Below are 25,157 nucleotides of genomic sequence, written 5' to 3'. Positions count from 1 at the left end.
GATATGAATGGGCGCGTTTCTTCAGTACTCATCGACTCATACGGGACTGACGTAGGCTTCGCAAATCAGCGCTTGTAGTCGGTGGCGGCGGAGGTGCTGCGCCGGGCAGCGGTGAAGGACCGGGCTGGCTTTTGTCCGGCAGAATTCCATAAATTAGGGCGGTCCAGCCCAAACCAACCCCCAAAGCCCATGCGGGAAGCGCGATCAGAATAGAAAGCGATTTACCCAGTGAAGCGTCTAGTTCCATGGGCAGAACTACGGTCATACTGACGATCCCGAATAGAAGAACGAGCGGCCCCGAGCCCACAAAAATGACAAAGGCTTTGATCATTCCAGCGGGGTCAGCCAGCCAACTTGGCGTCAGCTTCGAAATGGCCATCGCCAAACTGATAGCTAACGCAATCGATGTGGACAAAACCAACGGTCCAATGTGGAACCCCTTAGAAAAGCCGACGGCCAGCGCCCCGGCCGATGCTACAGACACAAGAATGCCGTACATCCCCAATGATCGCAGGCAAAATATGTACATCCGCAAACAGAAACTCTTCATAACAAAATCTACCTTGTTGAAAACCTTGCATCGAATTCGTGCTATGCGGGAAAATGGGCGAGAATTGGACCCATTCACCTTTATGGCACAAAAGCTCAAGCGCGGTTGCCTAATCCCCGGCCCGGAACCATATTTGTAAGATGCTACGTCTGACCCCGATCCTGCTGGCCATTGCCTATGCCCTTGTGATGTACCGGATTTCCGTCTGGCGCACACATAAGGATCTGGATGCAAAATCCACCGAGCTGGCCGACCCTGCCCTGAAACGCATGACCGACCGGCTGGCTGCAGCGTTAGAGATCGACCGGGTGCCGGTCTACATCTATGAGATTGACCCGGTGAACGGTTTGGCAGCACCTGACGGGCGGATTTTCATCACGCGTGGATTCTACCGCAAATTTCGCAGTGGCGAGGTTTCCGCCGAGGAAATGGCCAGCGTCATCGCGCATGAATTGGGTCATGTGGCACTGGGGCATGCGCGCCGCCGGATGATCGATTTTTCCGGGCAGAATGCGCTGCGGGCCGCTTTGATGATGCTGCTGAACCGCTTTATCCCGTTCATCGGCGCGTGGATTGCCAATATGCTGACACACCTGTTGGCGTCGCGCCTGTCGCGCAGTGATGAGTATGAAGCTGATGAGTATGCCGCCGCTTTGCTGACCAAAGCCGGGATCGGAATCGGACCGCAGAAGTCGTTGTTTCACAAGCTGGAAGACCTGACGCAGCAGCGTGCTGGCGTTGTGCCCGCCTGGTTGATGAGCCATCCGAAAACGGACGAACGGCTCGCTGCCCTGGAGGCATTAGAGCAGCGTTGGACCCGTGGCTGATCTAACACCGAGAGGCCAGCCTATCGCGCTCTCCGGGATATTTTTAGCCAGATGAAGCTGGGTACCGATTACGTAGAGAGCGCTTTGCCCAGGCGTGGGAGACGGGCTTTTTTCATCAGCGGGCGCAAGGTCCATTGGTCGCCCGACAGGCGGTTGGCCTCGGCCAGGACACGGTTGGCTGTGCCGCTTATGCCGTCGGGATCGGATTGCCAGAAGCCGTGCAACAGATTGTCCGGATCACGGCGGTCCAGCCCTTCCTCGGACAGGATGTTTCGGGGAAAGTCCTTGGCGTTGACAGTTACGATCACGTCCGCCGAGGATGCAACAGCCGTTGCCAGAACGTGGATATCTGCGCTGTCCGGCAGCCAGAGCCGCTGTTCGACATTGGTTGCCGCAGGAAACTCGGCTTTCGGCCAATTGGTCTGCGCTAGTGCGATTTCGGCGCGTGCCTGAGCCTCGCCTGTTGGGCCCAGCTTACGAGCCGCACGCGCCCATTCCTCGAGGATGCGCGCCGACCACACGGGAGTAAAATGGCCTAGTTTGGCAGCGCCGAGCAGCATCTCTCGCATCACCGTAGGGTAGATGACGCAGGTATCCAGAACTGCCTTCACAGCCGGTAGAACACAGCTTTGAGATAGCCGCTTTCAGCCAGTTGCGGCAGTTGTGGATGGTCGGGTCCGGCAAAGCCTGTATGGATCAGCTGCGCCTGTCGCCCTGCCCGACCAATCCCACGAGACGACGCGTCGCGGAACCGGCCCAGATCAGCCGCGTGCGAGCACGAGCACAGGCCCAGATAGCCGCCGGGTTTGACCAGAGCTGCCGCCAAGCGGGCCACACGTTCATAGGCGCGCAGGCCCGCGTCCAGCGCTTGTCTGGAAGGCGCAAAGGCGGGCGGATCGCAGATGACGACATCGAACTGCGCGCCCTCTTCGCCCAATTGGGTCAGGACCTCGAAGGCGTCGCCTTGGCGGGTTTGGAACGTGTCAGCAAAACCAGAGGCCTCGGCCCCTTTGGTCGCGAGATCCAGCGCGGCTGCAGATCCATCCACAGACAGCGCCTGCCCTGCACCACCAGCCAGCATGGCCAGTCCGAAGCCACCCACGTGGCTGAAGACGTCCAATACCTGCGCGCCCGGTTGCACCAATCGCGCGGCGAAAGCATGGTTAGGCCGTTGGTCGTAGAACAGACCGGTTTTCTGGCCGCCGGTCAGATCGGCCATATAGGTCGCGCCATTCATCGGCACTGGTAGCGGCGCATCTGGCGCTGTACCACGCAGTGTAACGTTCACGTCGTCCAAGCCTTCCAGCTCTCGGGTCCGGCCCGAGGCGTTTTTGAGCACGGTTGTCACGCCGGTAACAGTGACCAAAGCCTCGGTCAGAGTTTCCAGATGCGCCTCGGCCCACGCGGCATTGGGCTGGATCACACAGGCATCGCCGAACCGGTCGATAATGACGCCGGGAAAGCCGTCCGCTTCGGCGTGGATCAGGCGATAATAGGGTGCGTCGAACAGGCGTTCGCGCATCTCAAGCGCGCGGCGCAGGCGGGTTTCGAACCAAGCTGCGTCCAGTTGCCCGTCCAGATCGCGGTCCAGAACGCGGCACATGATTTTGGAGTCGGGGTTCACCGCAACCAGTGCGATGGGCGCGCGTTTGTCATCCTCAAGCACTGCCAGTGCCCCTGCCGGGATTTTACGCGTCCGGCGATCCGTCACGATGTCATTGGCATACACCCACGGAAAACCGTGGCGCAGGCCACGTGCGTTGGCTTTGGGTTTCAGGCGGATACGGGGGTGATCGGCAGTTTGGGTCATGACGCCCTCATAGTCGCGAATACCCCGAGGGAAAAGCCCTAGCGGTCGCGCGATCGCCAACCGCCCCGCCGCTTGGGGGTTTTGGCAGATTGTAACCCCTCGGCCAATACCTGCGTCATCGGGTGATCGGCGTCCTGCTGGGAATAGGCGGCATGCAGGTCGATTAACGCCTGGGATTGGTCCCGTTCAGCCGGCAGGCTCAGCGCCCAGTCCAGAAAAATGCTGCGGCATTCAGGCAATGTGATGCCTTCGATCCGATACGCCTCGCGGATCAACCCTTTGTGATCATTTGGATCTTTACTCTGCGCCATTATCTTCGTCCCTGATCACGCCGCCAATGATCCCGGCGGCCGTGCTGTAGTTGTCTTGCAGCGCGCTTTGCAGCTGTTCAACCTGTTCAAATCCAGTCGCGCGGCACAGGAAGGCAGCCCCCCCTTCGCCGACCTTGTCAGCTTCGATGACCTTGCCGGACAACAAGCGCGCCGCACATTGCACGGACCAGCATAGGTCGTAGCAGTCCTTCAACGTTTGCGCCTGAGCGACGTCCAACAAACCAGCAGCGACGGCGCCGTCCAAACCGGAATGCACATCGCGCTGTTCCACGCCTGACAACATCGCCCCGGTTTCGGCCATCAGCTCGATATCCATCATCCGGCCGGGGCCGTTCTTGGCGTCCCAGATCCCTGCTGGTGATTTGGCTGCGGCCAGGCGGGCGCGCATCTCGGCCACTTCGCGCAGGGCCTTCTGCTGGTCACGCGGTTGCGACAGCAGGCCTGTACGGAACGCCTCGATGTCTTTGGCCAGACCTTCGTCTCCGGCGATCACGTGGGCCCGTGTCAGGGCGAGATGTTCCCAAACCCACGCTTCGTTCTGCTGATAGTTGGTAAAGCTGGCCCAACTTGTCGCCACCGGCCCCTGATTGCCCGACGGGCGCAAGCGCATATCGACCTCATACAAACGCCCCTGTGACATCGGCGCGGACAAGGCCGTGATCAGCGCCTGCGTGAACCGGGCATAATAGGTGCGGGTCGCCAATGGGCGCGGTCCCTCGGACATATCCTGATCCAGCGGGTCATAGATCACGATCATATCCAAATCGGATTGCGAGTTGATCCGCCCAGCCCCAAGTGACCCCATGCCCAGCACGGTTGCACCGCGCCCCGGTGCAGGGCCGTGTTTACGGGCAAAATGATCCGATACGCGCGGCAGGATCGCGGCAATCACCGCGCTTGCAAGCTGAGCGTATTGCTGCCCCGCCTGTTCACCATCAATCAGCCCGCGCAGGTGATGAACGCCAACGCGGAAGTGCCATTCCTTGCACCAGCGGCGGGCCAGATCCAACTGGCTTTCGTAATCTGATTCCTCTGAAAGGGCCTGATCTAGATCCGCCTGCAGCGTAGCCTGCCCCGGCCAGTCGCTAAAGAAACTCCCGCCGATCACCGCATCAAACACCGATGCATTGCGCGACAGATGCGCCGCAAGCGCGTGGGATGTCCCGACAATATCAATCAGCAGGTCGATCAGTTGGGGGTTGGCCTCGAACAGTGAAAACAGTTGAACGCCGGCGGGCAGGCCTGACAGAAAACCATCAAGTGCCCGCAGCGCCTCGTCCGGTTGCGCCGTTTTTGCCAAACGCGATAGCAGCTCGGGCTTGAGGCGTTCGAAAATCCGCGCGCCGCGTTGCGATCGCAGTGCGGGATACGTCGTCCAGCGGGCCAGAACGTTCTGGTCAAAATCCACCTCGCCAATTGGCGCGCGCGTCGAGGAACCGGGCGCAAAAAAGCCTTCGGTCAGGTCGTGCACTTCGGTCAGTCTGTGGGTCAGGTCACGGGTCAGTTCGTCGACGTCGATCCCCATCAGGCAGGCAACGCGTTCTATCCCGTCCGGCGATTGCGGCACCTTGTGGGTCTGAGCGTCATGGACCATCTGAATACGGTGTTCGACCTCACGATGGGCGCGGTAGTGATCGGTCAGTTTGTCGGCCACGTCCTGCGGGACCCAATCCTTTTCGGCAAGCGCCGCCAATCCGGGCACCGTACCGCGCACACGCAGGTCAGGGTCGCGACCCCCAGCGATCAACTGGCGGGTCTGGGTAAAGAATTCGATCTCGCGAATACCGCCCTGCCCCAGTTTCATGTCATGACCCGGAATGGTCAGAGCACCGCCGGTTCCCTTATTTTCACGTATGCGCAGGCGCATGTCGTGAGCGTCCTGAATCGCGGCGAAGTCCAGATGTCGCCGCCAGACAAAGGGGCGCAGCGTATCCAGAAACCGTTGTCCGGCCGCAATATCGCCCGCGCAAGGGCGTGCCTTGATATAGGCCGCGCGCTCCCATGTGCGGCCCAGGCTTTCATAGTACCGCTCGGCTGCCTCAGCCGCCATACAGACCGGCGTCACAGCCGGATCCGGGCGCAGGCGCAGATCAGTGCGAAATACATACCCATCCGCTGTCTTGTCGCTGAGCGTGGCGCAGAAATTGCGTGTCGCCCGCACCATGCCTTGCCGCGCTTCGTAGAAGTCATCGGGATCAAACCGGGTCTCATCGAACAGAACGATCAGGTCGATGTCCGAGCTGTAATTCAACTCGTGTGCGCCCATCTTGCCCATCGCCAGAATAATCATCCCTGCGGCGGTTTCGACGTCGTCCGGGCCCATCCCCGGCAGTTTGCCGCGTCGGATCAGGTTGGCGATCTCGGCCTTGGCCGCCACATCCGCCGCCAACGCACCAAAATCGGTTAGCGCCGCGGTCACCTTTTCCAACGGCCACGCGCCCGCCAGATCAGCCAGAGCGGTCAGCAACGCCATCCGTCGCTTGGCCAGCCGCAGCCCCGGTTTCAACTGATCCGGCGGTAGCATTCGCGCAGCCTGCAAAACGTCGGCCAGCGCGTCATCGGGGTGTTGCAACGCTGAGGCCAACCAATCGTTTTCGTGATCGATCAAGTTCTTCAGATAGGGGCTGGACCCTGCTGCCCCTGCGATCAACTCGCCCTGTTCGGATGTAATGCCGCTGACCGCCGCGCGCGCATCATCGCCAAGCGACTGGTCGAATGCACGTGGCAGGCGCTGAATGGAAAGAGGCCCGGTCATTTGCCCTCCAGCGGTGTATCCTGGCTGAAACTGTTGACCCAGACGTCATGCCGCCGTTCCCAAAGCGACGAGATTAGCATCGCCTCCCAACCCTCGGCCTCGGGTCGCTGATAGTCGGCCCGGTACGACAGCAGAACGATATCCGAGGTCAAAACCCGCAACCGGGTGTCGCTTAACTCATAGCGCGCCATCGTCGGCGCGTCGGCAAACTGCCCCACATGATCATCCCGGTTCGCAAACCCCGTCGGATAAACCCCAAGAAAATCTGGGCTCAGCAACGCCCGGTCAGCAGCCGCATTGCCTTCCATCAGGGCGGTCCAAACCTGCTTTTCCAGGTTCAGAATTTCATCCAGCGTCGGAGGTGTCGTATTTTCAACATGTTGCATAGGCGGAAAGTGCGCCCGTTCCACAGCAAGGTCAACCACCGCAAATATCAAAATGTAAATCATTTTTACATCGACCCCTTGCAACCCGCACTTCAGTCCCCATCTAGACAATGTGAAAGCAATTTACATCAAACCCGGAGAACCCAAATGACCGCATTGTCCGACCACGCCGTCCCACAAAATCCGGGGTGGCTCTCTCGTGCCGAAGCCTGGATGGATGACAAGGGCAAAGGGGCCTGGATCGCCGCCATGGTCCTTGGTTTCATCTTTTTCTGGCCCGTTGGCCTGGCTCTTCTTGCCTATATGATCTGGAGCAAACGCATGTTCAGCAAATCCTGCAGCCGTCGCAAATCCTGGCACAGCCACATGAGTGCGATGAAGCCATCCGGCAATAGCGCGTTTGACGCCTACAAGTCCGACACCCTGGCCCGGCTCGAGCGCGAACAACAGGAATTCGAATCCTTCCTGCGCCGCCTGCGCGACGCCAAAGACAAGGCTGAGTTTGACCAGTTCATGGACGAACGCGCCCGTGAAAACAACGATGAGGCTGAAAACGGCGAACGCGCCTAAGCCGACCTTGCCCTGTCCCGCCATTCGGGACAGGGTGTCCTAAATTCTCAGCCGGAAATCAAAATATGACCCACCTGCCCGACCCAGACCGACAGCCGGAGTTTTACCAGTCTGTCGCGACCAAGCGTTTTATCGCTTGGCTGTTCGACATCGCCTTTATCTCGCTGTTGTGTACGGCGGCCATCCTGCTGACCTTTGGTCTGGGCTTTTTCGTTCTGGCCCTGATCTACGCCGTCGTCAGTTTCGTCTACCGCGTGATTACCATCGCCAATGGCTCGGCCACACTGGGCATGCGCTTTATGGGGATCGAACTGCGCGATTCATTCGGATCCCGGATGGATTTAGGCAAAGCGGTTGCCCACACGGCCGGGTATTTTGTCAGCATGGCCTTTCCGGTCATACAAATCATCTCGGTCATCATGATGCTGACCAGCGCACGTGGCCAGGGACTTACCGATGCGTTCCTTGGAACTGTCATGATCAACCAGCGCGCGTAAAAAATTCAACGACGTGAATCACTTGGCGGTTTTAGTATCGGTTGTTATCATCCGGTCCAAGGAAACACGGAACGTTCATGCGACACACGCTGCCAATCGCGCCACAATTCTATGTGACGGCCCCACAGCCTTGCCCTTATCTTGAGGGCAGGATGGAGCGTAAATTGTTCACTGCCCTTCAGGGGGAAGGTGCGGATCAGCTGAATAACTCATTGTCCCAACAAGGGTTTCGCCGGTCGCAAAACGTGTTGTACCGCCCGTCCTGCTCCGATTGCGCAGCCTGTCTGTCGGCCCGGATCGACGTGACGGCCTTCCGCCCAAACAAAAGTCAGAAACGCGCGGCGAAGCGCAATGCGTACCTGCAACGCAGGGCGAACTCACCCTGGGCCACGGACGAGCAATACGAACTCTTCCGCCGCTACTTGGATACCCGCCACGCGGATGGTGGAATGGCCGATATGGACGTTTTCGAGTTCGCCGCGATGATCGAAGAAACCCCGATCCGCAGCCGGGTCGTGGAATATGCCGACCCAAGTACCGGAGATCTGATCGGCGTTAGCCTTACGGATGTCCTGGATGACGGCCTCAGCATGGTCTACTCATTCTACACCCCCCAGCAACCGCAAAACTCGCTGGGCACGTATATGATCCTCGATCACATCGACATCGCGCGCGAAGCCGGGTTGCCATATGTCTACCTCGGATACTGGGTGCCGGGCAGCCCCAAGATGGGTTACAAAGCGCGCTTCTCAGGGCTTGAGGCCTATTACCAGGGCGAATGGATTAGCGTAAACAACCCATCTGAACTGACGGATTCCAGCCGCCACCCTTTGTCCACCGCACCAATCGCGGAACAGGTTGCCAGCATCCAACTGCCCGACCGCCACCCTACCAAAGGCTGATATCCCATGACCCAAAGTCTTTTCGCCGTCACCCTCGTGGTGCCGGACTACGACCACGCGATCGCCTTCTATACCCAAACACTCGGTTTCACCCTGCTGCAGGATGTTGATCTCGGCGGTGGCAAACGCTGGGTCCGGGTTGCCCCGCCGGGTTCGGGCGACGCATCCCTACTACTGGCCAAGGCAGATGGCCCAAGCCAGACCGCTGCCGTTGGAAACCAAACCGGCGGGCGTGTCGGCTTTTTCCTTCAAACGGATGATTTCCAACGTGACCACAACGCAATGGTCACTGCAGGCGTCCATTTCGAAGAAGACCCGCGCAATGAGCCCTATGGTACCGTCGCCGTCTGGCGCGACCCGTTCGGCAATCGCTGGGACCTGATCCAGTTCAAATGAGCAATTACAGATCACGCCAGCGCGGCAAGCCTGCCTTTTTCGTACGAACTTTATGGTAAACAGGGAATCCGATCGCTGTAATCACAGTTATCAAGTAGACGCCTTGCCAACCTACCCTGTACAGGCCGGCTATGGGCCCTCGTTTTATCGTCGCCCCAATTTCACTGTACAGCACACCGCCAAATATCAGAAAAACGACGCCGCCACCTATGATCATCAGCCAAAGAAAGCTCATGTAAAAAAACGGTTTCGGTGTAAACCCAAGCTTGAATAGGAACTTATGAAAAGGTGGAAAGGATTCCGCCCGGGAAATTCCTGCTGCGTCGGTTGCTTCAAGTGCGCGTTGTAGTTTTTCGCGCTTATCACTTGCCGGTGGACGTTCAACTTGAGGCGCTGATTTATGCTGTTTTTCTTCGAGGCGCCTCAACCGCTCCTGAAAATCGGGTTTGGACAAACGAAATTCCTTTTCTGAAAGCACTTTGCTTTAGGTACACAGGCGCAAGGAGGGCCATACGGCCCTCCTTGTCAATTTGTCTTCAGATCTTGAGATCAATTCGGGATCAGATCCGGAACGATGGTCACGATCGACGGGAAGAACCACAGGATCGCAATCCCAACCACCTGAATGATCACGAACGGAATGATCCCACGATAGATGTGGCCTGTTGTGACTTCTTTGGGCGCGACCCCTCGTAAGTAGAATAGCGCAAACCCGAAGGGCGGCGTCAGGAACGACGTCTGAAGGTTCACCGCCACCATGATCGTCACCCATTTCGGATCGAACGAACCACCATAAATCACCGGTCCCACGATGGGGATCACGATGTAGATGATCTCGAGGAAATCCAGCACGAAGCCCAGAATGAACAGCACCAGCATCACGATCAGGAAGACCGTGAACTCGTTGTCAAAGCTGCGCAGGAATTGCTGGATATAGTGCTCACCCCCGAACGAGATCACCACCAAGTTCAGCAGTTGCGATCCGATCAGGATGGTGAACACCATCGAGGTCACCTTGGCCGTCTCGCGCACCACCGGCGTCAGAACACCGCTGGTGAACAGAACCCAGCACCCAAACAGCAGGCCGAACAGGGCATACAAATAGGCACCGTAAGCAATTATGAAAGCGACCCAGGTCTCAAAGTTCACATTGCTCTGATTGATGCGCAGATCAAAGTTCACGCCCATCAGCAGCGCGATGATCACGGCAAAAGTGGCCCAGATGATCACCTTGCCCGAGCGCTCTTGGTCCTGCAGCTTGCGATAGGCTGCCAGCATGATCGCTCCGCCCGCTCCCAACGCGGCCGCTGGTGTCGGGTTGGTCACACCGCCCAGAATTGATCCTAGCACCGCGATAATCAGAACCAATGGCGGAAAGACCACCCGGATCAAATCATTCGTGGCACACCGGGCTGCCGCCTCCTTGCAGCCGTACATTGCCAAGGCAAAGGGCAGAGCCAGAAGGACGAAGGTCAATCCCGAAGACGTTGTTGGTGCAATCAACAAAACATCAACCAGTAACATCAACAGCAGACCGATAGCGCCCAAAATCAATGGCTGCGTCGGTTTGGACGGCGCAATGCCGCGGCCCATGACCAGTGTCAGACCCAGCAGAACCACAATCACCGCAACACCAGTACCAATCGGCGCCGCAGCGGCGATCTTGGCCTCGCGCGCCTCGACCAGCGCCTCTTCGCTCAGTCGTTCGGCGTTGGCGACACCACCTGCGGCGTCAATCGTTTCCTGCTCGGACACGGCCTGATCCCAGGCGGATTGTCCGTGCAACTCGATCATCGACACCTTGCACTGCTCGGACACATTGGTGCGCAGCGACGCGCCCGCACCGATGTCTGAAAACGCCGAGACGTTGATGTTCTGGCTGCCGATGACCCCCGAGCTGCCCAGTAGGACTGCGCCAACGATCAGGGCGACAGGTGCTCCAAGCAACCAAGTCAGCCCTTCACTGCGCGTGATCGGCTCACCACTTCCGCCGGACATTGGAACTGCCGGGGCTTTCTCAGGGTTCAACAGTGCATAACCAAAGGCATAAAGCGCATAGAGCAACGCTAACATGATCCCCGGCAACAAGGCGGCCTGGAACAGCGTTCCGACCGATACCACAGCCGGTTCCCCCAGATAGGTCAGCGCATCGGTACAGCCTGCGTCCTGAGCGCGCGTTTCCTGCGCGGTTGAATAGAGATCACCCGCCAAGGTGCCCAACAGAACGATCACGATGGACGGAGGAATGATCTGCCCCAACGTGCCCGATGCCGCAATCACACCCGTCGCCAGTTCAGGCGAGTAGTTGTTGCGCAACATGGTCGGCAGCGCCAGCAGGCCCATGGTTACCACGGTCGCACCAACAATACCGGTCGAGGCCGCCAGGAATGCACCCACGACCACGATCGACACGGCCAGACCACCCGGCAGCGGTCCAAAGACGCGCGCCATTGTTGTCAGCAGATCGTTCGCGATCTTTGAGCGTTCCAGCGTGATGCCCATCAGAACGAACATCAGGACGGCCAGCAGGGTCTCAATAGACTGCCCCGCCAGAACGCGTTCGTTCATGCGGTTCACGATGAACGAGACATTGCGGTCCAGCGCGGTTTCCCAGCCTTGCACAAAGACCGGCTCGGCGATCCTTGGTAAATCCGGGAAGCGGAACACCGACACCGTGTCCGGTTTGACGCCCGAATTCACAAGGTCTCGGTATGCTTGGGAACTGGTATCAATTGCCTGGTGTATTAACAGACCGGCACTGTCCAGCGCCGCGATGATACCGAATGAGATGATACCGGCCCCGCCGATGGCAAAGGCCACCGGAAAGCCAGAAAGGATGCCCCCAAAGAGGCAGAAGAATACGATAATGAGGCCTATCTCGACGCCATCAAGTCCGAATAACATAGTCTGGGTCTCCGTCCCTAATGTGCGCCTTCGTAGGCTTCTTCACCCTCGCCAAGGCTGTCCTTGTCGAGGTATTTTCCAACGCTGTCCGGTCCTTCGACGTATTCCAGATACGAGCGGTACAGGAATGCGATTGCGTGCAGGAACACCATTCCGGCAAATGCAATCAGCAGGATCTTGAACAGGAAGTATCCGTTGAACCCATTTGGGCTGAACCCGATGGTTTCGATGTTCCAGCGCAGCGCACGGGATTTCATCACCAGACGATCCAGCGTGTCACTGGCCGACGGTTTCGGTACGATCAGGTGCCGCCACATGAAATACCAGCCATACATCCACGTCAGCACGGCCATCGGCATCATGAACAAAAGCGCGCCCAACATGTCCACCACACGCTTGGCGCGGTGGCTGATGCCGGCATAAATCAGATCAACACGGACATGGCCGCCCTGCACAAATGTGTAGGTGCAACACAGGCAGACGACCATCGCGTTGTAAAGCTTCAACTCTTCGGCAAACCAGCTGATATCCATTTGAAACGGGATACCCAGACCAAAGGACATATCCGGGCGGGTAAACACGCGTTGCATGAATACGATGACGATTTGCTGAATGACCATCAGCAAACCGGCCCATGCAAAGAAGCGCCCGGTGGTGTTGGCGAACCCTTCCAGGCCCCGCACCATCCCCCACATGAAATTCCGGTAGTACAGCCCGATGGCCGTCAGAACCAGAAAGAGGGTGAAAACCACAAAGAAGAACTCGACCGAGCCGCCATAGTAGACAAAGCGCATGATGGCTTCTTTGTCCGACCAGTTCAGCCAGAGTTGCGGATGCGTTATGGCGTATCCGAAATTATAGAAGGCTTCGGCAATGTTTTGAACGAACCACACAAGTCCGTTCCACAGGGCGCCGAAGAACGAGATACCGTTTTCGTCCTGCATGTTGTCCCCAGGTCGTATCAGTTGCACTGCTGATTATAGCGGTTTGATGGGTCCGCGCATACGCAACAGAGAAAGGTTTCCCCGCGAAGGCGGGGAAACCAATGGAACGTTTGGAAAACGTTTAGCCGCGGACGCGGTTACGCTGCGTGGTGTAAACACCCGACGACAGGTCCAACCATCCAGCCGACGAGGCCGACGACGCCATGGCGCTGTCGTGGATTTTCTTGAACAGCTCGTCGCCCATGTTTTCGTCCAGCACTTCCTGGCTGGCCGCACCAAACGCATCCCAAACGCTGTCCGGGAATTCCATGACCTTGACGCCGCCTGATTGCAGGCGCTGCAGAGCGGCACCGTTGTTGGCCAGGAATTGTGCCAGGTTCCACTGGTGTGCTTCGGCAGCGGCAATCTCGATGATCTTCTGCTGAGCAGGTGTCAGGCTGTCGAACACGTCGCGGTTGGTTGCCAGCGACAGGCCTGCGTTCGGCTCGTGGAAACCGGCGGTGTAGTAAACCTTGGTGATTTCCTGGAAACCGGCTTTTTCGTCAGCCCACGGACCGATCCACTCGGTACCGTCGATCGCGCCGGACGACAGCGCCTGATACACTTCCGAACCCGGAATGTTCTGCACGGACGCGCCCAGTTTACCCAGAGCTTGGCCACCCAGACCGGGCATACGGAATTTCAGACCTTGGAAGTCTTCTGGACCGTTGATCTCTTTCGAGTACCAGCCACCCGCCTGCGCGCCGGTGTTACCTGCCAGGAACGACTTCAGACCAAAGATCTGGCCCAGCTCGTCATGCAGCTCCATGCCGCCGTCCTGATAGTACCAGTTCACCATTTCCTGAGCGGTCATGCCGAACGGAACAGCGGTGAAGAAGGCATAGCCCGGGTGCTGGCCAACAAAGTAATAGTCCGCCGCGTGATACATGTCGGCCTGACCCGACGAAACCGCGTCAAAGACTTCAAACGCACCAACCAGTTCACCGGCAGCCTTGATGTCAACGGTCAGGTTGCCGTCCGACATCGCAGTGATGCTGTCGGCGCAACGCTGTGCGCTGTCGAAAACACCCGCCAGGCCGCGACCCCACGAGGTTACCATGGTCAGCGTGCGCTTGCCCTGCGCATATGCCGGTGCCGCCAGTGTGGTGGCTGCAGCTGCCGAGCCGCCCAGAGCAGATGTTTTCAGAAATGAACGACGATCCATATGAGTGTTCCTCCCCTACATATTCAAAACCCGAGCGATTGCCGGGCGTAGTCGTTTTCAGTGCGCGTCAGCCTAATGACCAAGATGTGAATGTGAATACCTAGTACTACGTAGGGCATCGCGTTTTTGGTGTTTTACCGGGTGCAAACCGTGACAAATGCAAAATAATTCTGCGCGCCGGCCCTCTCATATGCGCCAATTCACCAAAAATTTTGCAATTTCCTGCCTGCTTGCGTATCGATTCGCCTATGAGGGGATTCCGGAACCTGATCTCGCTGACCTATGGCCAGAAATTGTCGCTTGTGGCGGCGATCCCTCTGGTCGTCGCAGTGGCCGCGATTGCTTTCTTTGTGGTTCAGGAATCCCGGGCAACCGCCGAACGCGAAATTGAAGCGCTTGAGCGGCGACTGATTGAAGCCAAGAAAGAAGAGCTTAAGAACTATGTCACGCAGGCTCGAAACGGGTTTGCCTATATCTACGGACGGGCATCCACAGAGGATAAGGTTGCGCAGAACCTTGTGACGCAAATCCTGTCAGCGATGATCTACGGCAAGGACGGGTTCTTTTTTGTCTATGACTATGACGGCAACAATCTCGTCAGCCCGCGCCAGACCGAATTCATCAACCGGAACTGGGAGGGGCTAACCGATAGCGACGGCACCCCTGTTGTGGACGAATTCATCAGCCTGGCCCGTCAAGGTGCGGGCTGGCACAGTTTCATGTGGCAAAAACCTTCGACAGGCGAAGAGGCGCAAATGATCGCCTATGTGGTCGGCCTGCAAGATTGGCGGTGGGCTGTCGGCACAGGAGTTTTCATCGACGATATCGTCGCAACAGTCGCCAACGCGCGGGCTGAGGTCGAGGCCCGCGTGCAACGGACGTTCTCGTATATTGGCGCAATTGTTCTTGCTGCGGTGTTGGTCGTCTTCGCCTCGGGCATGTTGCTGAACGTCCGCGAACGCCGTCTGGCAGATGCCAAACTCAAGGAACTGACACAGCGGGTTTTCGACGCGCAAGAAGAAGAGCGTGGCCGCGTGGCGCGCGAACTTCATGACGGCATCAGCCAGATACTCGTAGGCGTGCGCTATACCCTGGATAATGCGCGCCGCCGTTTGTCGCGCGGTGATGACGACGGTGCGCGCGAGCCGCTGGACAAGGGGATCGATACGCTTGGGTCCGCCATTACCGAAGTCCGCCGCATCAGCCGAGATCTACGGCCCGGCGTTCTGGACGATCTGGGCCTTGGCCCTGCCCTCAAGGCTCTGACCGACGATTTCTGTGAACGCACCGGGATCGAGACCGAATTCTCAACCGTGGTGTTCCGCAATCGGCTGGATCAGGATAGCAAGATCGCCCTCTACCGTATTGCCCAAGAGGCATTAACCAATATTGAACGCCACTCCGGCGCGACCCGTGTTACAATCGACCTGCGCGGCCACAAGAAAGGCGCAACAATGCGGATAACCGACAATGGCCGTGGGTTACGCACCACTCCTGATCCGGCCAACCCCGGTATCGGCCTGCGCAACATGCAGGAACGGATCGAACAGCTTGACGGATCGTTGCGCATTCTGTCATCACGCGCCCCACGCAGCGGAACGGTGATTGAGGTCAGCCTGCCCCTCAGCCACATGCTGCCGCCGCAAGAAGACGCAACGCCTAACCGAAAGGCCGGTACATGAGCGATCAGACAATCCGGGTTCTTATCGTCGACGACCACCCGATGGTCGCCGAAGGGATTCAGTCGATCCTTGAAAGCTATGACGAGATCGAGGTGGTTGGGACGCTAAGCAGCGGACAAGAGGCCGTTGATCGGGCCGCCGATCTGGCACCGGACGTGATCCTGATGGACCTCAACATGCCCGGTCTTGGTGGGCTCAGCGCGACCGAGATCATTCTGGAACGACTGCCCCAGACGCGCATCCTGATCCTATCCATGCACGACAGCCGCGAATACATCTCGACCGCGCTCAGCCACGGCGCCAGCGGTTACGTTCTCAAGGACGTTCCCACGGACGAGATCAAACAGGCCATCGACGCGGTGATGCGCGGCGAGCAGTACCTGTGCACCGGGGCCAGCGGATCGCTTCAGCCCAAAGGCGATAGCGCCCGCGAGGCGCTGACCACGCGTGAACAGACAATCCTGTTGGAACTGGCGCAGGGCAAATCCAACAAGGAAGTCGCCGCGGCGCTGGATATATCAGTCAGAACCGTTGAAACGCACCGCAAGAACATCAAGCGCAAACTGGGGATTTCATCCACCGCCGGCCTGACCCGCTACGCGCTTGAACATGGCGTTTTGCAGGGCACAAGCCCCGGCTTTTGATCCCGCAGCGCGGAACGCGCTGCCCGGCCCAACCGGAGGAGGTGCGCCAATGGCGCATCGACGACGGGCGGGAGCTTTTGATTTCAGGGCCTTGGCCGAATGTCCTCACCAAAAAAAACCAGTGTTCCATCCTCATCCAGGACGTGAAACTCGCGTTGCTGATACGGCTGATCAAACGGCGGACGCACGCGCTCCTCTGGTAAATCAGCCAACCCTGCCCTGAGGGTTTCATACAGATCATCAATCCCTGCAACATCGATATAGAAGGACTGATCATCCCCTAAAGCACGCCCATCATCGCGCGGCGGGCATTCAAGTAAGCGGATGGCGACCTTACCACTCGACAGAAAGGCATAATTGTCCTGCCTGAAACCGCAGGTAAATCCCAACCGGTCGCAATAGAAGTCAATCTGCTTTTGCAGTGACGAGCACAGAACAAAAGGCGTAAGCTGTAGCAATTCCGGCATATGCCCCTCCGACGGTAGCCTCTGCTCTCGATTGTAACCTGCAGCCGGTCAATCCAACAACTGATCCTTGCGCAATCCCACTCGCTGGTGATGATGCGGCAGAACCCGCCCATACAGCTGCCTGGTACGTTCAATCCCACCACACATACCCTCGGCTTCGACAAAGGAAAAGATACCGACATACCGGCTACGCGCCCCTTGGACCGGGGCGACCCGGTGCAAGGCGTATCTGCCCTTGAAGATCTGCAAGTCTCCGGGCTGCAGCTCCAACGTCCTGACCAGTGCCCGGTTTCCATCCAGCACCGAAGCCACGGACGAGAAATTCTCGTATTCGGTGCTGCGCAAGTTCGGCACGTATTCAAAGGCCCCACCCACCTCGCCATTCTGGATGGCCAGTGTCACGGTGTAGTTGTTGGTATCAAAATGCCAGGGAAAGCCCTGCCCTTCTTCGACCACGTTGACGATCACATCCGCCAGCGGGTCGTCATAGCGAAAGAACCGATCCTCCGGCTCATCCAGCCCATCGCGTATGAACGGCAAAAAGCCCTCGAACTCATAGATTCGGCGCAGTGGACCCGATTTGGGAAAGTTGTCTGCCGGAACGAAGGCGTTCGACCGGTCATAGAATCTGCGTATTGGGTGATTCAGGTCCAACCGGGGATCGTCCTTTGAGAAATAAGCGTTGGTGCGGTTGAAAGAGCGGTGCGCCCGGTCGGCCACGGCATCCGCCTCTTTCAATAGCTGCGCCAAACCTTCGGGGTGGATAAAACCGGGTAAAACGGCGCAGCCGTCCTGATCCAACTCGCGGCGGAGATCACCGATCAGTCGTTCATGTGCGCGCGAGTCCGGGCAATCGATCGGATACCGCCCCAGATCAACGAGATCATGGATCATCCTCCGCCTCCCTTCCTTGTTCGGTCACTCTCAGCGTGCCGCAGTCAAAACTACTCATCATGCTTGTTTCGGACATAGCGATGCCGCTTTTTGACTACCCTCAAGGCAGAAATTTGGAGGTGAAAGGGGGTATTTTTCCTGAATATTCCCTGCATGCGTCAATCTGCGCAATAAAATGTCGCAAAATTCACCCTCAGAGTTAGAAAATTGGTGCAAAAGCCTGTTGACGCCCCTTGCCCCGGCTCATAATGTCCCTGCACGCAAAGAAGGAGCCTCTGGCGATGAGAACGCTAGTCGTAATCGTAGGAACCACGCGCATGGGCCGGTAACGGTAAACCATAATCGAACCCATGCGCCTCCGAAAATCTCGGGGGCTTTTTTTTGTCAAACGCAAGACACATGTCGCGAACGGAGCAAAGCAGATGACACGTGAGATGACCGGCGCAAAGATGGTAGTTCAGGCCCTCAAGGATCAGGGCGTGGACACGGTATTCGGATACCCCGGCGGTGCTGTGCTACCGATTTATGATGAGATTTTTCTGCAAAACGATATTCGTCACATTCTGGTGCGGCATGAACAAGGCGCAGTTCACGCAGCCGAAGGTTATGCTCGCTCGACCGGCAAGCCCGGCGTTGCCCTTGTGACCTCTGGCCCCGGCGCGACAAACGCCGTGACCGGCCTGACGGATGCGCTGCTGGATTCGGTCCCGATTGTGGTTTTGACCGGACAGGTTCCGACGTTCATGATTGGCTCGGACGCGTTCCAGGAAGCGGACACCGTCGGCATCACCCGCCCCTGCACCAAGCATAACTGGCTGGTCAAGGACACGGACTCGCTGTCCGACACGATGCACGAGGCATTCCATGTCGCCACCTCGGGTCGCCCTGGTCCGGTTCTTGTCGATATCCCCAAGGACGTTCAGTTCGCAACCGGTGACTATAGCGCTCCAAAGCCCTCGACCTCGCACTACCAACCGATAGTGAAGGGCGATTTGGAGGAGATCACCGAACTGGTCGCCGCAATTGAGACCGCCAAGAAGCCCGTCTTTTACACCGGCGGCGGCGTCATTAATTCCGGCACAGCGGCCAGCCAGTTGCTGCGCGAACTGGTCGATGCAACCGGCTTCCCGATCACCTCGACCCTGATGGGCCTTGGCGCATACCCGGCGTCGGGCAAAAACTGGCTGGGCATGCTGGGCATGCATGGTCTGTATGAGGCCAATCTGGCGATGCATGACTGCGACCTGATGATTAACATCGGTGCGCGGTTCGATGACCGGATCACCGGGCGGATTGACGCGTTCTCGCCCAACTCGAAAAAGGCCCATATCGACATCGACCCTTCCTCGATCAACAAGGTGATCCGCGTGGACATCCCGATTGTTGGTGATGTTGCACATGTGCTGGAGGACATCCTGAAGGTTTGGAAAGCGCGTGGCCGCAAGACAGATGAGGTGTCGGTTGCCAAGTGGCAGGATCAGATCACCGAATGGCGCAAGGTCAATTGTCTGGCCTACACCAACAGCGAAAAGACGATCAAACCGCAATACGCGCTTGAACGGCTGGAAGATCTGACCAAAAAGCACGACCGTTACATCACCACCGAGGTCGGTCAGCACCAGATGTGGGCCGCGCAGTATCTGGGCTTCGAAGATCCGAACCGCTGGATGACGTCGGGCGGATTGGGCACGATGGGCTATGGCTTCCCGGCCTCCATCGGTGTGCAGATGGCGCACCCTGACGCGCTGGTCATCAACGTCGCGGGCGAGGCCTCGTGGCTGATGAACATGCAGGAAATGGGCACCGCAGCGCAGTACCGTCTGCCAGTAAAACAGTTCATTCTGAACAATGAACGCCTTGGCATGGTCCGTCAGTGGCAGGAACTGCTGCATGGCGAGCGGTACTCACATTCCTGGTCCGAGGCCCTGCCCGATTTCGTCAAACTCGCCGAGGCCTTCGGGGCCAAGGGCATCCTGTGTTCCGATCCGGCCGATCTGGATGACGCCATCATGGAGATGATCAACTATGACGGTCCGGTGATCTTTGACTGTCTGGTGGAAAAGCACGAGAACTGCTTCCCCATGATCCCGTCGGGCAAGGCACATAACGAAATGCTGTTGGGCGAGGCCGAGACACAGGGCGTAATCGATTCCAAAGGTTCGGTTCTGGTCTGACACAATTCGACAGATTTTGTCGGGTGCACCGGCACCCGACCATCACAGGATTATGAAAGGGACATAAATGTCTGCCCTACATATCAAAAAAGGTGCAACGCGCCATTCCGCCTATAACCTACGCCCCACGTTTTCGGACGTGCAGGAACGCCATACGATTGCTGTCTTGGTCGAAAACGAACCGGGTGTGCTAGCTCGCGTGATCGGGTTGTTCTCGGGCCGGGGTTACAACATCGAAAGTCTGACCGTCGCCGAGGTGGATCACACTGGCCACCTAAGCCGCATCACCATCGTCACCACCGGCACCCCTCAGGTGATCGAACAGATCAAAGCCCAATTGGGCCGTATCGTTCCGGTGCACGATGTTCACGACCTGACTGTCGAAGGCCCATCGGTCGAGAGGGAACTGGCGATCATCAAGGTTGTCGGCGCGGGCGACAAGCGGGTCGAGGCGCTGCGTCTGGCCGATATCTTTCGCGCCAGCGTTGTCGATAGCACGTTGAATTCGTTCATCTTCGAGCTCACCGGTGCCCCTGACAAAATCGACGCCTTTGCAGATCTGATGCGCCCGCTGGGCCTTGTCGAGATTGCACGCACCGGCGTGGCCGCCCTGCTGCGCGGCGACTGACTTTTTCGCCTCGCCCCCCCTTTTGATACCGGGGCGAGGCGCAGTCCCAGGACATGCTCAAACAATACTGCTGTATGTTGCTTATGAGCATGGTTACCCAAAAAGATCATACAAATTGACGTAAAGCCTATTGCGTTTGCCTGCCCCAACGTTAACTTCGGGGGCGTAGCGTGGTGTTGGGATGCGCCAGCTGGGGTCACCAGTACGATTGTGAATGCATGCACGGCCAAAAAGGTCGGGTGCGTCGCACTTTTTGAAATGACACTCTGGAACCTGGGACAGAAATGACCATGAGTATCCGCAGTCCTGATGAATTGCGCCGGATGTTCGGCGACAATCTGCGACAATTGTCGCGGCAATATTCGTCCGTGTCCGAGCTGTGCCGCCAGCTGGGCATCAACAGGACCCAATTCAACAGATATCTGGCCGGTGAGAGCTTTCCCCGCCCCGATGTTCTGGATCGCATGTGCCGGTTTTTCGAGGTCGACGCCCGTATCCTGTTGCGGCCTCTGGAGGAAATTGAAACACCTCCGGAGCATCCGGCTGCTTCGGCCCTGTCTGAATTCCTGGGGTCCGGCCCCTCAACGCTGACCGAAAACCTGCTGCCGGCGGGCTTTTATTATGCGACGGAAACGGGACTGGACGGATCTCCCATGACCAGACACCGGCTGATCCACACGCGCCGTTTGCCGCAATGCACGCTGGTGCGCAGCTATGAGCCCGAAAATGAAGGGATACCGGCCGACACCACCAGACGTGAAGTGCAGGGCATCGCGGCCTGCGCCGGGCGGCAGATTTTTATCCTTATGTCCAGCCGCGCGGCCCAAAACAGCCGTATCTACCTTGTAACGCGCGGCGTTGAAGAAAACTCCGAGCGATGGCGTGGCATTGCAATTTGCCTGTCCAAAACCAACGCTCAGGCGACCACAATGCGCCGGATTTCGCTGAACTATTTGGGCACTCAGGCAAAGGCCGCCCTTCCTGCGGCGCGCGCTGCCAAGCGGCTCAAGCAAAGCGCTGCATAGGCTCTTCAGGCGTCTTTCCTAGTCCCTGCCAGAGTGATCAGGCGATACAGGTGCCAACTGGCATGCCCCAGCAAAGGCAAGACGATCAACAACCCCAAAAACCACGGGATCATGGCCACAAACGTCACGACAGCCACGAACACACCCCACCCCAGCATGATCTTCGGGTTCGACCGGACATAGCTGAAACTGGCGATCATCGCAGTCACGAAGTCCAGTTCCCGGTCCAGCAACATCGGGATCGAAAGGACGGTGATCATGTATAGAATAAGCGCGAAAATGGCCCCCACGACGCTGCCGACGGCCAGCATAGTCAGGCCATTGGGCGTCATAAAGACCTCTAGCGAACTGGAGACGTTGGTCATAGTCGACAGCCCCATGAACAACGCAAAGATCATATGACCCAGGAAAAACCAGAACAGGAAAATCACCACGATAATCGCGCAGATGGATGGCAATTGACGGCGGCTCTGCTGCAGGACAACGCCGAAAACCTCGTTGAAATCCAAAGGTTCACCCTGTTCTAGCCGGTGTGACACCTCATACAATCCTACTGCCGCAAAAGGGCCGAGCAATGGGAACCCTATGGTGGCCAACACCAGCCAGAATGACGTCTGCGTCTGCACCGTGACCCACGCCATGGCCAAGCCAGCCAACACATAGAACCCACCGAACAACAGACCAAAAACAGGTGCCCGACGAAAATCAGCCCAGGCACGGCGCAATGCCTCGCGCAGCATTCCGGTATCCACAGGTCCCATATCCGGAACCCCAAAGGGTTTTTCCATGCTCTGTTTCTCCTCCTGTTTCCGGCGCTCTCCTCAAGCCGGTCGGTTTTGTGGCCACCCGGTCGCGTCGTGATACGCGGCCCCGATTGACAATATATCCGCATCCGCGCCGCGCGGGCCAAAGACCTGCATGCCCATCGGCAACCCGCCTGCCCCAAACCCCACCGGCACCGACAGACACGGCAAGCCAATCAGGCTGACTGGAATCATGACCTGCATCCAGCGGTGATAGGTATCCATGCTTTTACCAGCAATCTCGGTGGGATACGGAAGCTCAAGTTCAAACGGCCAGACCTGAGTAGACGGCAGGATCAACGCATCAAACCCTTCGAACAGTGCAGCCGCGCGCCGGAACCAATCCGACCGTACAACGCTCGCCTGATGCACCTGCATCGCCGTCAGGGCCTGCCCCTGGTCAAGCTCCCATTGCGCCGTGTCCTTCAACTGCGCCCGCTGTTCAGACTGCGGGGCCAGACTGGCCGCCACGCTCCAGGATCGTAAGGTCGACCAGCTTTCGAATATGCGTTCCGCATCAAAGGGCGGCGCAACAGCTTCAACCTGCGCCCCCTGCTGCACGAAAACGGACAGCGCATCCTGGCACAGGTCCAAAATACCATCCTCAAACGGGAACGCCCCACCCCAGTCGCCCAGCCAGCCAATCCGCATACCGGCCAGATCGGCCGCCTGAACTGGAGACACCGCAGCATTATGCGGGGTTGCAGGATGCCGCGGGTCAGGCCCTGAAATTACGTCAAACAACACACCCAGATCTTCCGGGGCTCGTGCCATTGGGCCAAGCGTGGACAACTGGTGAAGGAATACGTCGCCCACCGGTTCAGGCGGCACACGTCCCCAGCTTGGGCGAAACCCATAGACATTGTTCCAGGCCGCTGGATTACGCAGACTGCCCATCATGTCAGAGCCATCCGCCAGCGCCACCATCCCGGTGGCCAGCGCAACGGCTGCCCCACCCGATGATCCACCACATGTCTTAGAGCGATCATATGGGTTACGTGTGGCGCCATAAACGGGATTGAACGTGTGCGAGCCCAAGCCGAACTCTGGCGTATTTGTTTTACCGATCAGGATTGCGCCGGCCGCCCGCATTCGTGTCGCTATCAAATCGTCCCTATCCGGCACATGATCGCGATACAGCGGTGATCCCTGCGACGACACCACTCCGGCGACATTCACCAGATCCTTGACCGCAATTGGCAACCCATGCAACAGGCCCGTCACTGGCCCCGCATCCAACGTACGCGCCTCGGCCATCAGCGCCTCTTCATCACGCAGCGCAACAATCGCATTCAGAGGCGGGTTGACCGCCGCAATGCGATCCAAGGTTTCACGCATCAGATCAGCGGCAGAAAGACGCCGGGCCGAAAGCGCCGCCAACAAGGCAGTTGCGGTTGTCTGACTTAAATCCATCCGGGACCCATCGCATTCAGTGTTACCAAGTCGCGATCAGCCTAACGAGGCCACAACCCCATTTAAACCCGTGTTTTACATATATCTTTTACCATGCACACCGCAGCGCACGGATCCGCTTCATCTGGCCAAAAATATCCCGGCGGAGTCACCGCTTGCGGAGACGGGGGCAGGCCCCCTTGCGGCGTCTCAGCCGTCGCCCTGTGCCTCGGAGCGGCTCTTGCCCGCCACATCCATCGCAAGGGTGGCAGCCATGAACCCATCCAGATCACCATCCAGTACACCTTTGGTGTCCGATGTCTCATGGTTGGTACGCAGATCCTTGACCATCTGATAGGGCTGCAAAACATACGACCGGATCTGGTTGCCCCAGCCCGCATCACCCTTGGCCTCATGTGCCGCGTTGATGTCCGCGTTGCGGCGGTCCAATTCCTGCTGATACAGGCGCGATTTCAGGGCCTTCATAGCAATATCTCGGTTCTGGTGTTGCGACTTCTCAGAACTGGTCACGACGATCCCGGTTGGAATGTGCGTAATCCGAACCGCCGAGTCCGTGGTGTTCACGTGCTGACCACCCGCGCCCGAAGACCGATATGTGTCGATGCGAATTTCGGACGGGTTCACCTCAATCTCGATATTGTCGTCGACCACCGGATAGACCCAGACCGAGCTGAAGGACGTATGCCGCTTGGCTGCCGAGTCAAATGGCGAAATGCGCACCAGACGATGCACACCGCTTTCGGATTTCAACCAACCATACGCGTTATGGCCGGAAATCTTGTACGCAGCCGATTTGATGCCCGCCTCTTCACCCGATGTCTCGGACTGCAGCTCGACCGTGTACCCCTTCTTCTCAGCCCAGCGGACATACATCCGTGCCAGCATCGAGGCCCAGTCGCAGCTTTCCGTACCACCGGCACCCGAGTTGATTTCAAGGAAGGTGTCATTGCCGTCGGCCTCGCCATCCAGCAGCGCCTCAAGCTCTTTCTTGGCGGCCTTCGCCCCCAATTTCTTGATGGCTTCCTCGGCGTCGTTGACGACCTCTTCGTCCTCTTCCATCTCACCAAGTTCGATCAGCTCGATATTGTCGCTCAGATCGGTTTTGATCGACTCATAGGTCTCAATGGCATCGACCAACATCTGACGCTCGCGCATCAGTTTCTGCGCGTTCTCGGGGTTGTCCCATAGGTTAGGATCCTCGACGCGCGCGTTGAATTCCTCAAGACGATGAGGGGCGGTCTCATAGTCCATACGCTGCGCCAGCAGCTCCAGCGACTTTTCGATTTCCGCCACGGTGTTCTGGGTTTCGGCGCGCATGGTCTTGTCCCAACTTGCTCAATCAGGCCTGCG

At 58.1% G+C, this 25,157-nt stretch carries 26 protein-coding genes; 11 read left to right on the top strand and 15 right to left on the bottom strand.

What is annotated here, in order from left to right:
- Positions 1-28: 28 nt before the first annotated feature.
- Positions 29-265 carry a hypothetical protein gene (locus tag AC2FI9_RS08520; RefSeq protein ID WP_496767031.1) on the bottom strand — a complete coding sequence of 79 codons (237 nt, stop codon included), beginning with the start codon at positions 263-265 and terminating at the stop codon, positions 29-31.
- A 46-nt stretch (positions 266-311) separates the two neighbouring features.
- Here AC2FI9_RS08520 and AC2FI9_RS08515 point away from each other — a divergent pair, with 46 nt between their 5' ends.
- Together AC2FI9_RS08515 and AC2FI9_RS08510 are read left to right on the top strand one after the other, a co-directional pair.
- A complete protein-coding gene (locus AC2FI9_RS08515; RefSeq protein WP_496767030.1) occupies positions 312-689 on the top strand; it encodes a hypothetical protein in 378 nt (125 codons plus the stop codon).
- Position 690: 1 nt separating this feature from the next.
- Entirely contained in the window at positions 691-1,377 is a 687-nt protein-coding gene (locus AC2FI9_RS08510) for a M48 family metallopeptidase (protein ID WP_496767029.1), read from the top strand.
- A gap of 68 nt (positions 1,378-1,445) precedes the next feature.
- Here AC2FI9_RS08510 and AC2FI9_RS08505 read toward each other — a convergent pair whose 3' ends face one another.
- The 5 genes from AC2FI9_RS08505 to AC2FI9_RS08485 are packed head-to-tail and all read right to left on the bottom strand — an operon-like array spanning position 1,446 to position 6,723.
- Positions 1,446-1,988: an RSP_2648 family PIN domain-containing protein gene (locus AC2FI9_RS08505; RefSeq protein WP_496735778.1), complete on the bottom strand. Its 543-nt coding sequence runs from the start codon at positions 1,986-1,988 to the stop codon at positions 1,446-1,448.
- Complete coding sequence (locus tag AC2FI9_RS08500) at positions 1,985-3,187, bottom strand: RSP_2647 family RNA methyltransferase (protein ID WP_496767028.1); 1,203 nt, start codon at positions 3,185-3,187, stop codon at positions 1,985-1,987. Before AC2FI9_RS08500 ends, AC2FI9_RS08505 begins: the two co-directional genes overlap by 4 nt.
- Before the next feature lie 38 nt (positions 3,188-3,225).
- Positions 3,226-3,498: a hypothetical protein gene (locus tag AC2FI9_RS08495; protein ID WP_108859046.1), complete on the bottom strand. Its 273-nt coding sequence runs from the start codon at positions 3,496-3,498 to the stop codon at positions 3,226-3,228.
- A complete protein-coding gene (locus AC2FI9_RS08490) occupies positions 3,485-6,274 on the bottom strand; it encodes a [protein-PII] uridylyltransferase family protein (protein WP_496767027.1) in 2,790 nt (929 codons plus the stop codon). The genes AC2FI9_RS08495 and AC2FI9_RS08490 overlap by 14 nt, the downstream gene beginning before the upstream one ends.
- Entirely contained in the window at positions 6,271-6,723 is a 453-nt protein-coding gene (locus AC2FI9_RS08485; protein ID WP_496767026.1) for a DUF4440 domain-containing protein, read from the bottom strand. The genes AC2FI9_RS08490 and AC2FI9_RS08485 overlap by 4 nt, the downstream gene beginning before the upstream one ends.
- Before the next feature lie 84 nt (positions 6,724-6,807).
- Here AC2FI9_RS08485 and AC2FI9_RS08480 point away from each other — a divergent pair, with 84 nt between their 5' ends.
- The 4 genes from AC2FI9_RS08480 to AC2FI9_RS08465 all read left to right on the top strand — a co-directional run bounded on the left by AC2FI9_RS08480 (position 6,808) and on the right by AC2FI9_RS08465 (position 9,025).
- The gene (locus AC2FI9_RS08480; protein ID WP_108858373.1) at positions 6,808-7,230 is read left to right on the top strand and encodes a DUF2852 domain-containing protein; all 423 of its coding nucleotides are present in this window, start codon (positions 6,808-6,810) and stop codon (positions 7,228-7,230) included.
- Positions 7,231-7,295: 65 nt separating this feature from the next.
- Positions 7,296-7,727, top strand: a complete 432-nt coding sequence (locus AC2FI9_RS08475; protein ID WP_496767025.1) for an RDD family protein — start codon at positions 7,296-7,298, stop codon at positions 7,725-7,727.
- A gap of 77 nt (positions 7,728-7,804) precedes the next feature.
- A complete protein-coding gene (locus AC2FI9_RS08470; protein WP_496767024.1) occupies positions 7,805-8,629 on the top strand; it encodes an arginyltransferase in 825 nt (274 codons plus the stop codon).
- A 6-nt stretch (positions 8,630-8,635) separates the two neighbouring features.
- Positions 8,636-9,025, top strand: a complete 390-nt coding sequence (locus tag AC2FI9_RS08465) for a VOC family protein (protein ID WP_496767023.1) — start codon at positions 8,636-8,638, stop codon at positions 9,023-9,025.
- Between the two features lie 4 nt (positions 9,026-9,029).
- Here the strand turns inward: AC2FI9_RS08465 and AC2FI9_RS08460 are convergent, their stop codons facing one another.
- The 4 genes from AC2FI9_RS08460 to AC2FI9_RS08445 form a co-directional block, all read right to left on the bottom strand.
- Positions 9,030-9,479, bottom strand: a complete 450-nt coding sequence (locus AC2FI9_RS08460) for a DUF6404 family protein (RefSeq protein WP_496767022.1) — start codon at positions 9,477-9,479, stop codon at positions 9,030-9,032.
- 95 nt (positions 9,480-9,574) lie between these two features.
- Positions 9,575-11,929: a TRAP transporter large permease subunit gene (locus AC2FI9_RS08455; protein ID WP_109311367.1), complete on the bottom strand. Its 2,355-nt coding sequence runs from the start codon at positions 11,927-11,929 to the stop codon at positions 9,575-9,577.
- 17 nt (positions 11,930-11,946) lie between these two features.
- On the bottom strand, positions 11,947-12,873 hold the full coding sequence (locus AC2FI9_RS08450) for a TRAP transporter small permease subunit (RefSeq protein WP_496723297.1): 927 nt from the start codon (positions 12,871-12,873) through the stop codon (positions 11,947-11,949).
- A gap of 121 nt (positions 12,874-12,994) precedes the next feature.
- Complete coding sequence (locus AC2FI9_RS08445; RefSeq protein ID WP_109311369.1) at positions 12,995-14,077, bottom strand: TRAP transporter substrate-binding protein; 1,083 nt, start codon at positions 14,075-14,077, stop codon at positions 12,995-12,997.
- A gap of 248 nt (positions 14,078-14,325) precedes the next feature.
- Here AC2FI9_RS08445 and AC2FI9_RS08440 point away from each other — a divergent pair, with 248 nt between their 5' ends.
- Together AC2FI9_RS08440 and AC2FI9_RS08435 are read left to right on the top strand one after the other, a co-directional pair.
- Entirely contained in the window at positions 14,326-15,759 is a 1,434-nt protein-coding gene (locus AC2FI9_RS08440) for a cache domain-containing protein (RefSeq protein ID WP_496767021.1), read from the top strand.
- Entirely contained in the window at positions 15,756-16,403 is a 648-nt protein-coding gene (locus AC2FI9_RS08435; RefSeq protein WP_496767020.1) for a response regulator transcription factor, read from the top strand. The genes AC2FI9_RS08440 and AC2FI9_RS08435 overlap by 4 nt, the downstream gene beginning before the upstream one ends.
- Before the next feature lie 83 nt (positions 16,404-16,486).
- Here the strand turns inward: AC2FI9_RS08435 and AC2FI9_RS08430 are convergent, their stop codons facing one another.
- Positions 16,487-16,870 (bottom strand): bleomycin resistance protein, encoded by a 384-nt coding sequence (locus AC2FI9_RS08430; RefSeq protein ID WP_496767019.1) that lies wholly within the window; start codon positions 16,868-16,870, stop codon positions 16,487-16,489.
- A 48-nt stretch (positions 16,871-16,918) separates the two neighbouring features.
- On the bottom strand, positions 16,919-17,764 hold the full coding sequence (locus tag AC2FI9_RS08425) for a HalD/BesD family halogenase (protein ID WP_496767018.1): 846 nt from the start codon (positions 17,762-17,764) through the stop codon (positions 16,919-16,921).
- Positions 17,765-18,186: 422 nt separating this feature from the next.
- Here AC2FI9_RS08425 and AC2FI9_RS08420 point away from each other — a divergent pair, with 422 nt between their 5' ends.
- The 3 genes from AC2FI9_RS08420 (at position 18,187) to AC2FI9_RS08410 (ending at position 21,591) form a co-directional block, all read left to right on the top strand.
- Positions 18,187-19,938, top strand: a complete 1,752-nt coding sequence (locus AC2FI9_RS08420; protein ID WP_496767017.1) for an acetolactate synthase 3 large subunit — start codon at positions 18,187-18,189, stop codon at positions 19,936-19,938.
- A gap of 67 nt (positions 19,939-20,005) precedes the next feature.
- A complete protein-coding gene (ilvN, locus tag AC2FI9_RS08415) occupies positions 20,006-20,566 on the top strand; it encodes an acetolactate synthase small subunit (protein ID WP_496767016.1) in 561 nt (186 codons plus the stop codon).
- 290 nt (positions 20,567-20,856) lie between these two features.
- Positions 20,857-21,591 (top strand): helix-turn-helix domain-containing protein, encoded by a 735-nt coding sequence (locus tag AC2FI9_RS08410; RefSeq protein ID WP_496767015.1) that lies wholly within the window; start codon positions 20,857-20,859, stop codon positions 21,589-21,591.
- Between the two features lie 5 nt (positions 21,592-21,596).
- Here the strand turns inward: AC2FI9_RS08410 and AC2FI9_RS08405 are convergent, their stop codons facing one another.
- From AC2FI9_RS08405 to prfB, 3 genes are all read right to left on the bottom strand, one after another.
- Positions 21,597-22,379, bottom strand: coding sequence for a DUF2189 domain-containing protein (locus tag AC2FI9_RS08405; RefSeq protein WP_496767014.1), 783 nt, complete (start codon positions 22,377-22,379; stop codon positions 21,597-21,599).
- A 33-nt stretch (positions 22,380-22,412) separates the two neighbouring features.
- Positions 22,413-23,807, bottom strand: a complete 1,395-nt coding sequence (locus tag AC2FI9_RS08400; RefSeq protein ID WP_496767013.1) for an amidase — start codon at positions 23,805-23,807, stop codon at positions 22,413-22,415.
- A gap of 189 nt (positions 23,808-23,996) precedes the next feature.
- Complete coding sequence (gene prfB / locus AC2FI9_RS08395; protein WP_496767012.1) at positions 23,997-25,124, bottom strand: peptide chain release factor 2; 1,128 nt, start codon at positions 25,122-25,124, stop codon at positions 23,997-23,999.
- Positions 25,125-25,157: the final 33 nt, after the last annotated feature.

It is taken from the genome of Ruegeria sp. CDSA246 (assembly GCF_059611225.1).
The sequence above is the reverse complement of the archived record's forward strand: the minus strand, read 5'-3'. Positions and strand labels throughout refer to the sequence as shown.

Excerpts from the sequence above, each read along its gene's own strand:
- AC2FI9_RS08520 (WP_496767031.1), bottom strand. The coding sequence starts at position 265 with ATGACCGTAGTTCTGCCCATGGAACTAGACGCTTCACTGGGTAAATCG.
- AC2FI9_RS08515 (WP_496767030.1), top strand. The coding sequence starts at position 312 with ATGACAAAGGCTTTGATCATTCCAGCGGGGTCAGCCAGCCAACTTGGC.
- AC2FI9_RS08510 (WP_496767029.1), top strand. The coding sequence starts at position 691 with ATGCTACGTCTGACCCCGATCCTGCTGGCCATTGCCTATGCCCTTGTG.
- AC2FI9_RS08500 (WP_496767028.1), bottom strand. The coding sequence starts at position 3,187 with ATGACCCAAACTGCCGATCACCCCCGTATCCGCCTGAAACCCAAAGCC.
- AC2FI9_RS08495 (WP_108859046.1), bottom strand. The coding sequence starts at position 3,498 with ATGGCGCAGAGTAAAGATCCAAATGATCACAAAGGGTTGATCCGCGAG.
- AC2FI9_RS08490 (WP_496767027.1), bottom strand. The coding sequence starts at position 6,274 with ATGACCGGGCCTCTTTCCATTCAGCGCCTGCCACGTGCATTCGACCAG.
- AC2FI9_RS08485 (WP_496767026.1), bottom strand. The coding sequence starts at position 6,723 with ATGATTTACATTTTGATATTTGCGGTGGTTGACCTTGCTGTGGAACGG.
- AC2FI9_RS08480 (WP_108858373.1), top strand. The coding sequence starts at position 6,808 with ATGACCGCATTGTCCGACCACGCCGTCCCACAAAATCCGGGGTGGCTC.
- AC2FI9_RS08475 (WP_496767025.1), top strand. The coding sequence starts at position 7,296 with ATGACCCACCTGCCCGACCCAGACCGACAGCCGGAGTTTTACCAGTCT.
- AC2FI9_RS08470 (WP_496767024.1), top strand. The coding sequence starts at position 7,805 with ATGCGACACACGCTGCCAATCGCGCCACAATTCTATGTGACGGCCCCA.
- AC2FI9_RS08465 (WP_496767023.1), top strand. The coding sequence starts at position 8,636 with ATGACCCAAAGTCTTTTCGCCGTCACCCTCGTGGTGCCGGACTACGAC.
- AC2FI9_RS08455 (WP_109311367.1), bottom strand. The coding sequence starts at position 11,929 with ATGTTATTCGGACTTGATGGCGTCGAGATAGGCCTCATTATCGTATTC.
- AC2FI9_RS08450 (WP_496723297.1), bottom strand. The coding sequence starts at position 12,873 with ATGCAGGACGAAAACGGTATCTCGTTCTTCGGCGCCCTGTGGAACGGA.
- AC2FI9_RS08445 (WP_109311369.1), bottom strand. The coding sequence starts at position 14,077 with ATGGATCGTCGTTCATTTCTGAAAACATCTGCTCTGGGCGGCTCGGCA.
- AC2FI9_RS08440 (WP_496767021.1), top strand. The coding sequence starts at position 14,326 with ATGAGGGGATTCCGGAACCTGATCTCGCTGACCTATGGCCAGAAATTG.
- AC2FI9_RS08435 (WP_496767020.1), top strand. The coding sequence starts at position 15,756 with ATGAGCGATCAGACAATCCGGGTTCTTATCGTCGACGACCACCCGATG.
- AC2FI9_RS08430 (WP_496767019.1), bottom strand. The coding sequence starts at position 16,870 with ATGCCGGAATTGCTACAGCTTACGCCTTTTGTTCTGTGCTCGTCACTG.
- AC2FI9_RS08425 (WP_496767018.1), bottom strand. The coding sequence starts at position 17,764 with ATGATCCATGATCTCGTTGATCTGGGGCGGTATCCGATCGATTGCCCG.
- AC2FI9_RS08420 (WP_496767017.1), top strand. The coding sequence starts at position 18,187 with ATGACACGTGAGATGACCGGCGCAAAGATGGTAGTTCAGGCCCTCAAG.
- ilvN (WP_496767016.1), top strand. The coding sequence starts at position 20,006 with ATGTCTGCCCTACATATCAAAAAAGGTGCAACGCGCCATTCCGCCTAT.
- AC2FI9_RS08410 (WP_496767015.1), top strand. The coding sequence starts at position 20,857 with ATGAGTATCCGCAGTCCTGATGAATTGCGCCGGATGTTCGGCGACAAT.
- AC2FI9_RS08405 (WP_496767014.1), bottom strand. The coding sequence starts at position 22,379 with ATGGAAAAACCCTTTGGGGTTCCGGATATGGGACCTGTGGATACCGGA.
- AC2FI9_RS08400 (WP_496767013.1), bottom strand. The coding sequence starts at position 23,807 with ATGGATTTAAGTCAGACAACCGCAACTGCCTTGTTGGCGGCGCTTTCG.
- prfB (WP_496767012.1), bottom strand. The coding sequence starts at position 25,124 with ATGCGCGCCGAAACCCAGAACACCGTGGCGGAAATCGAAAAGTCGCTG.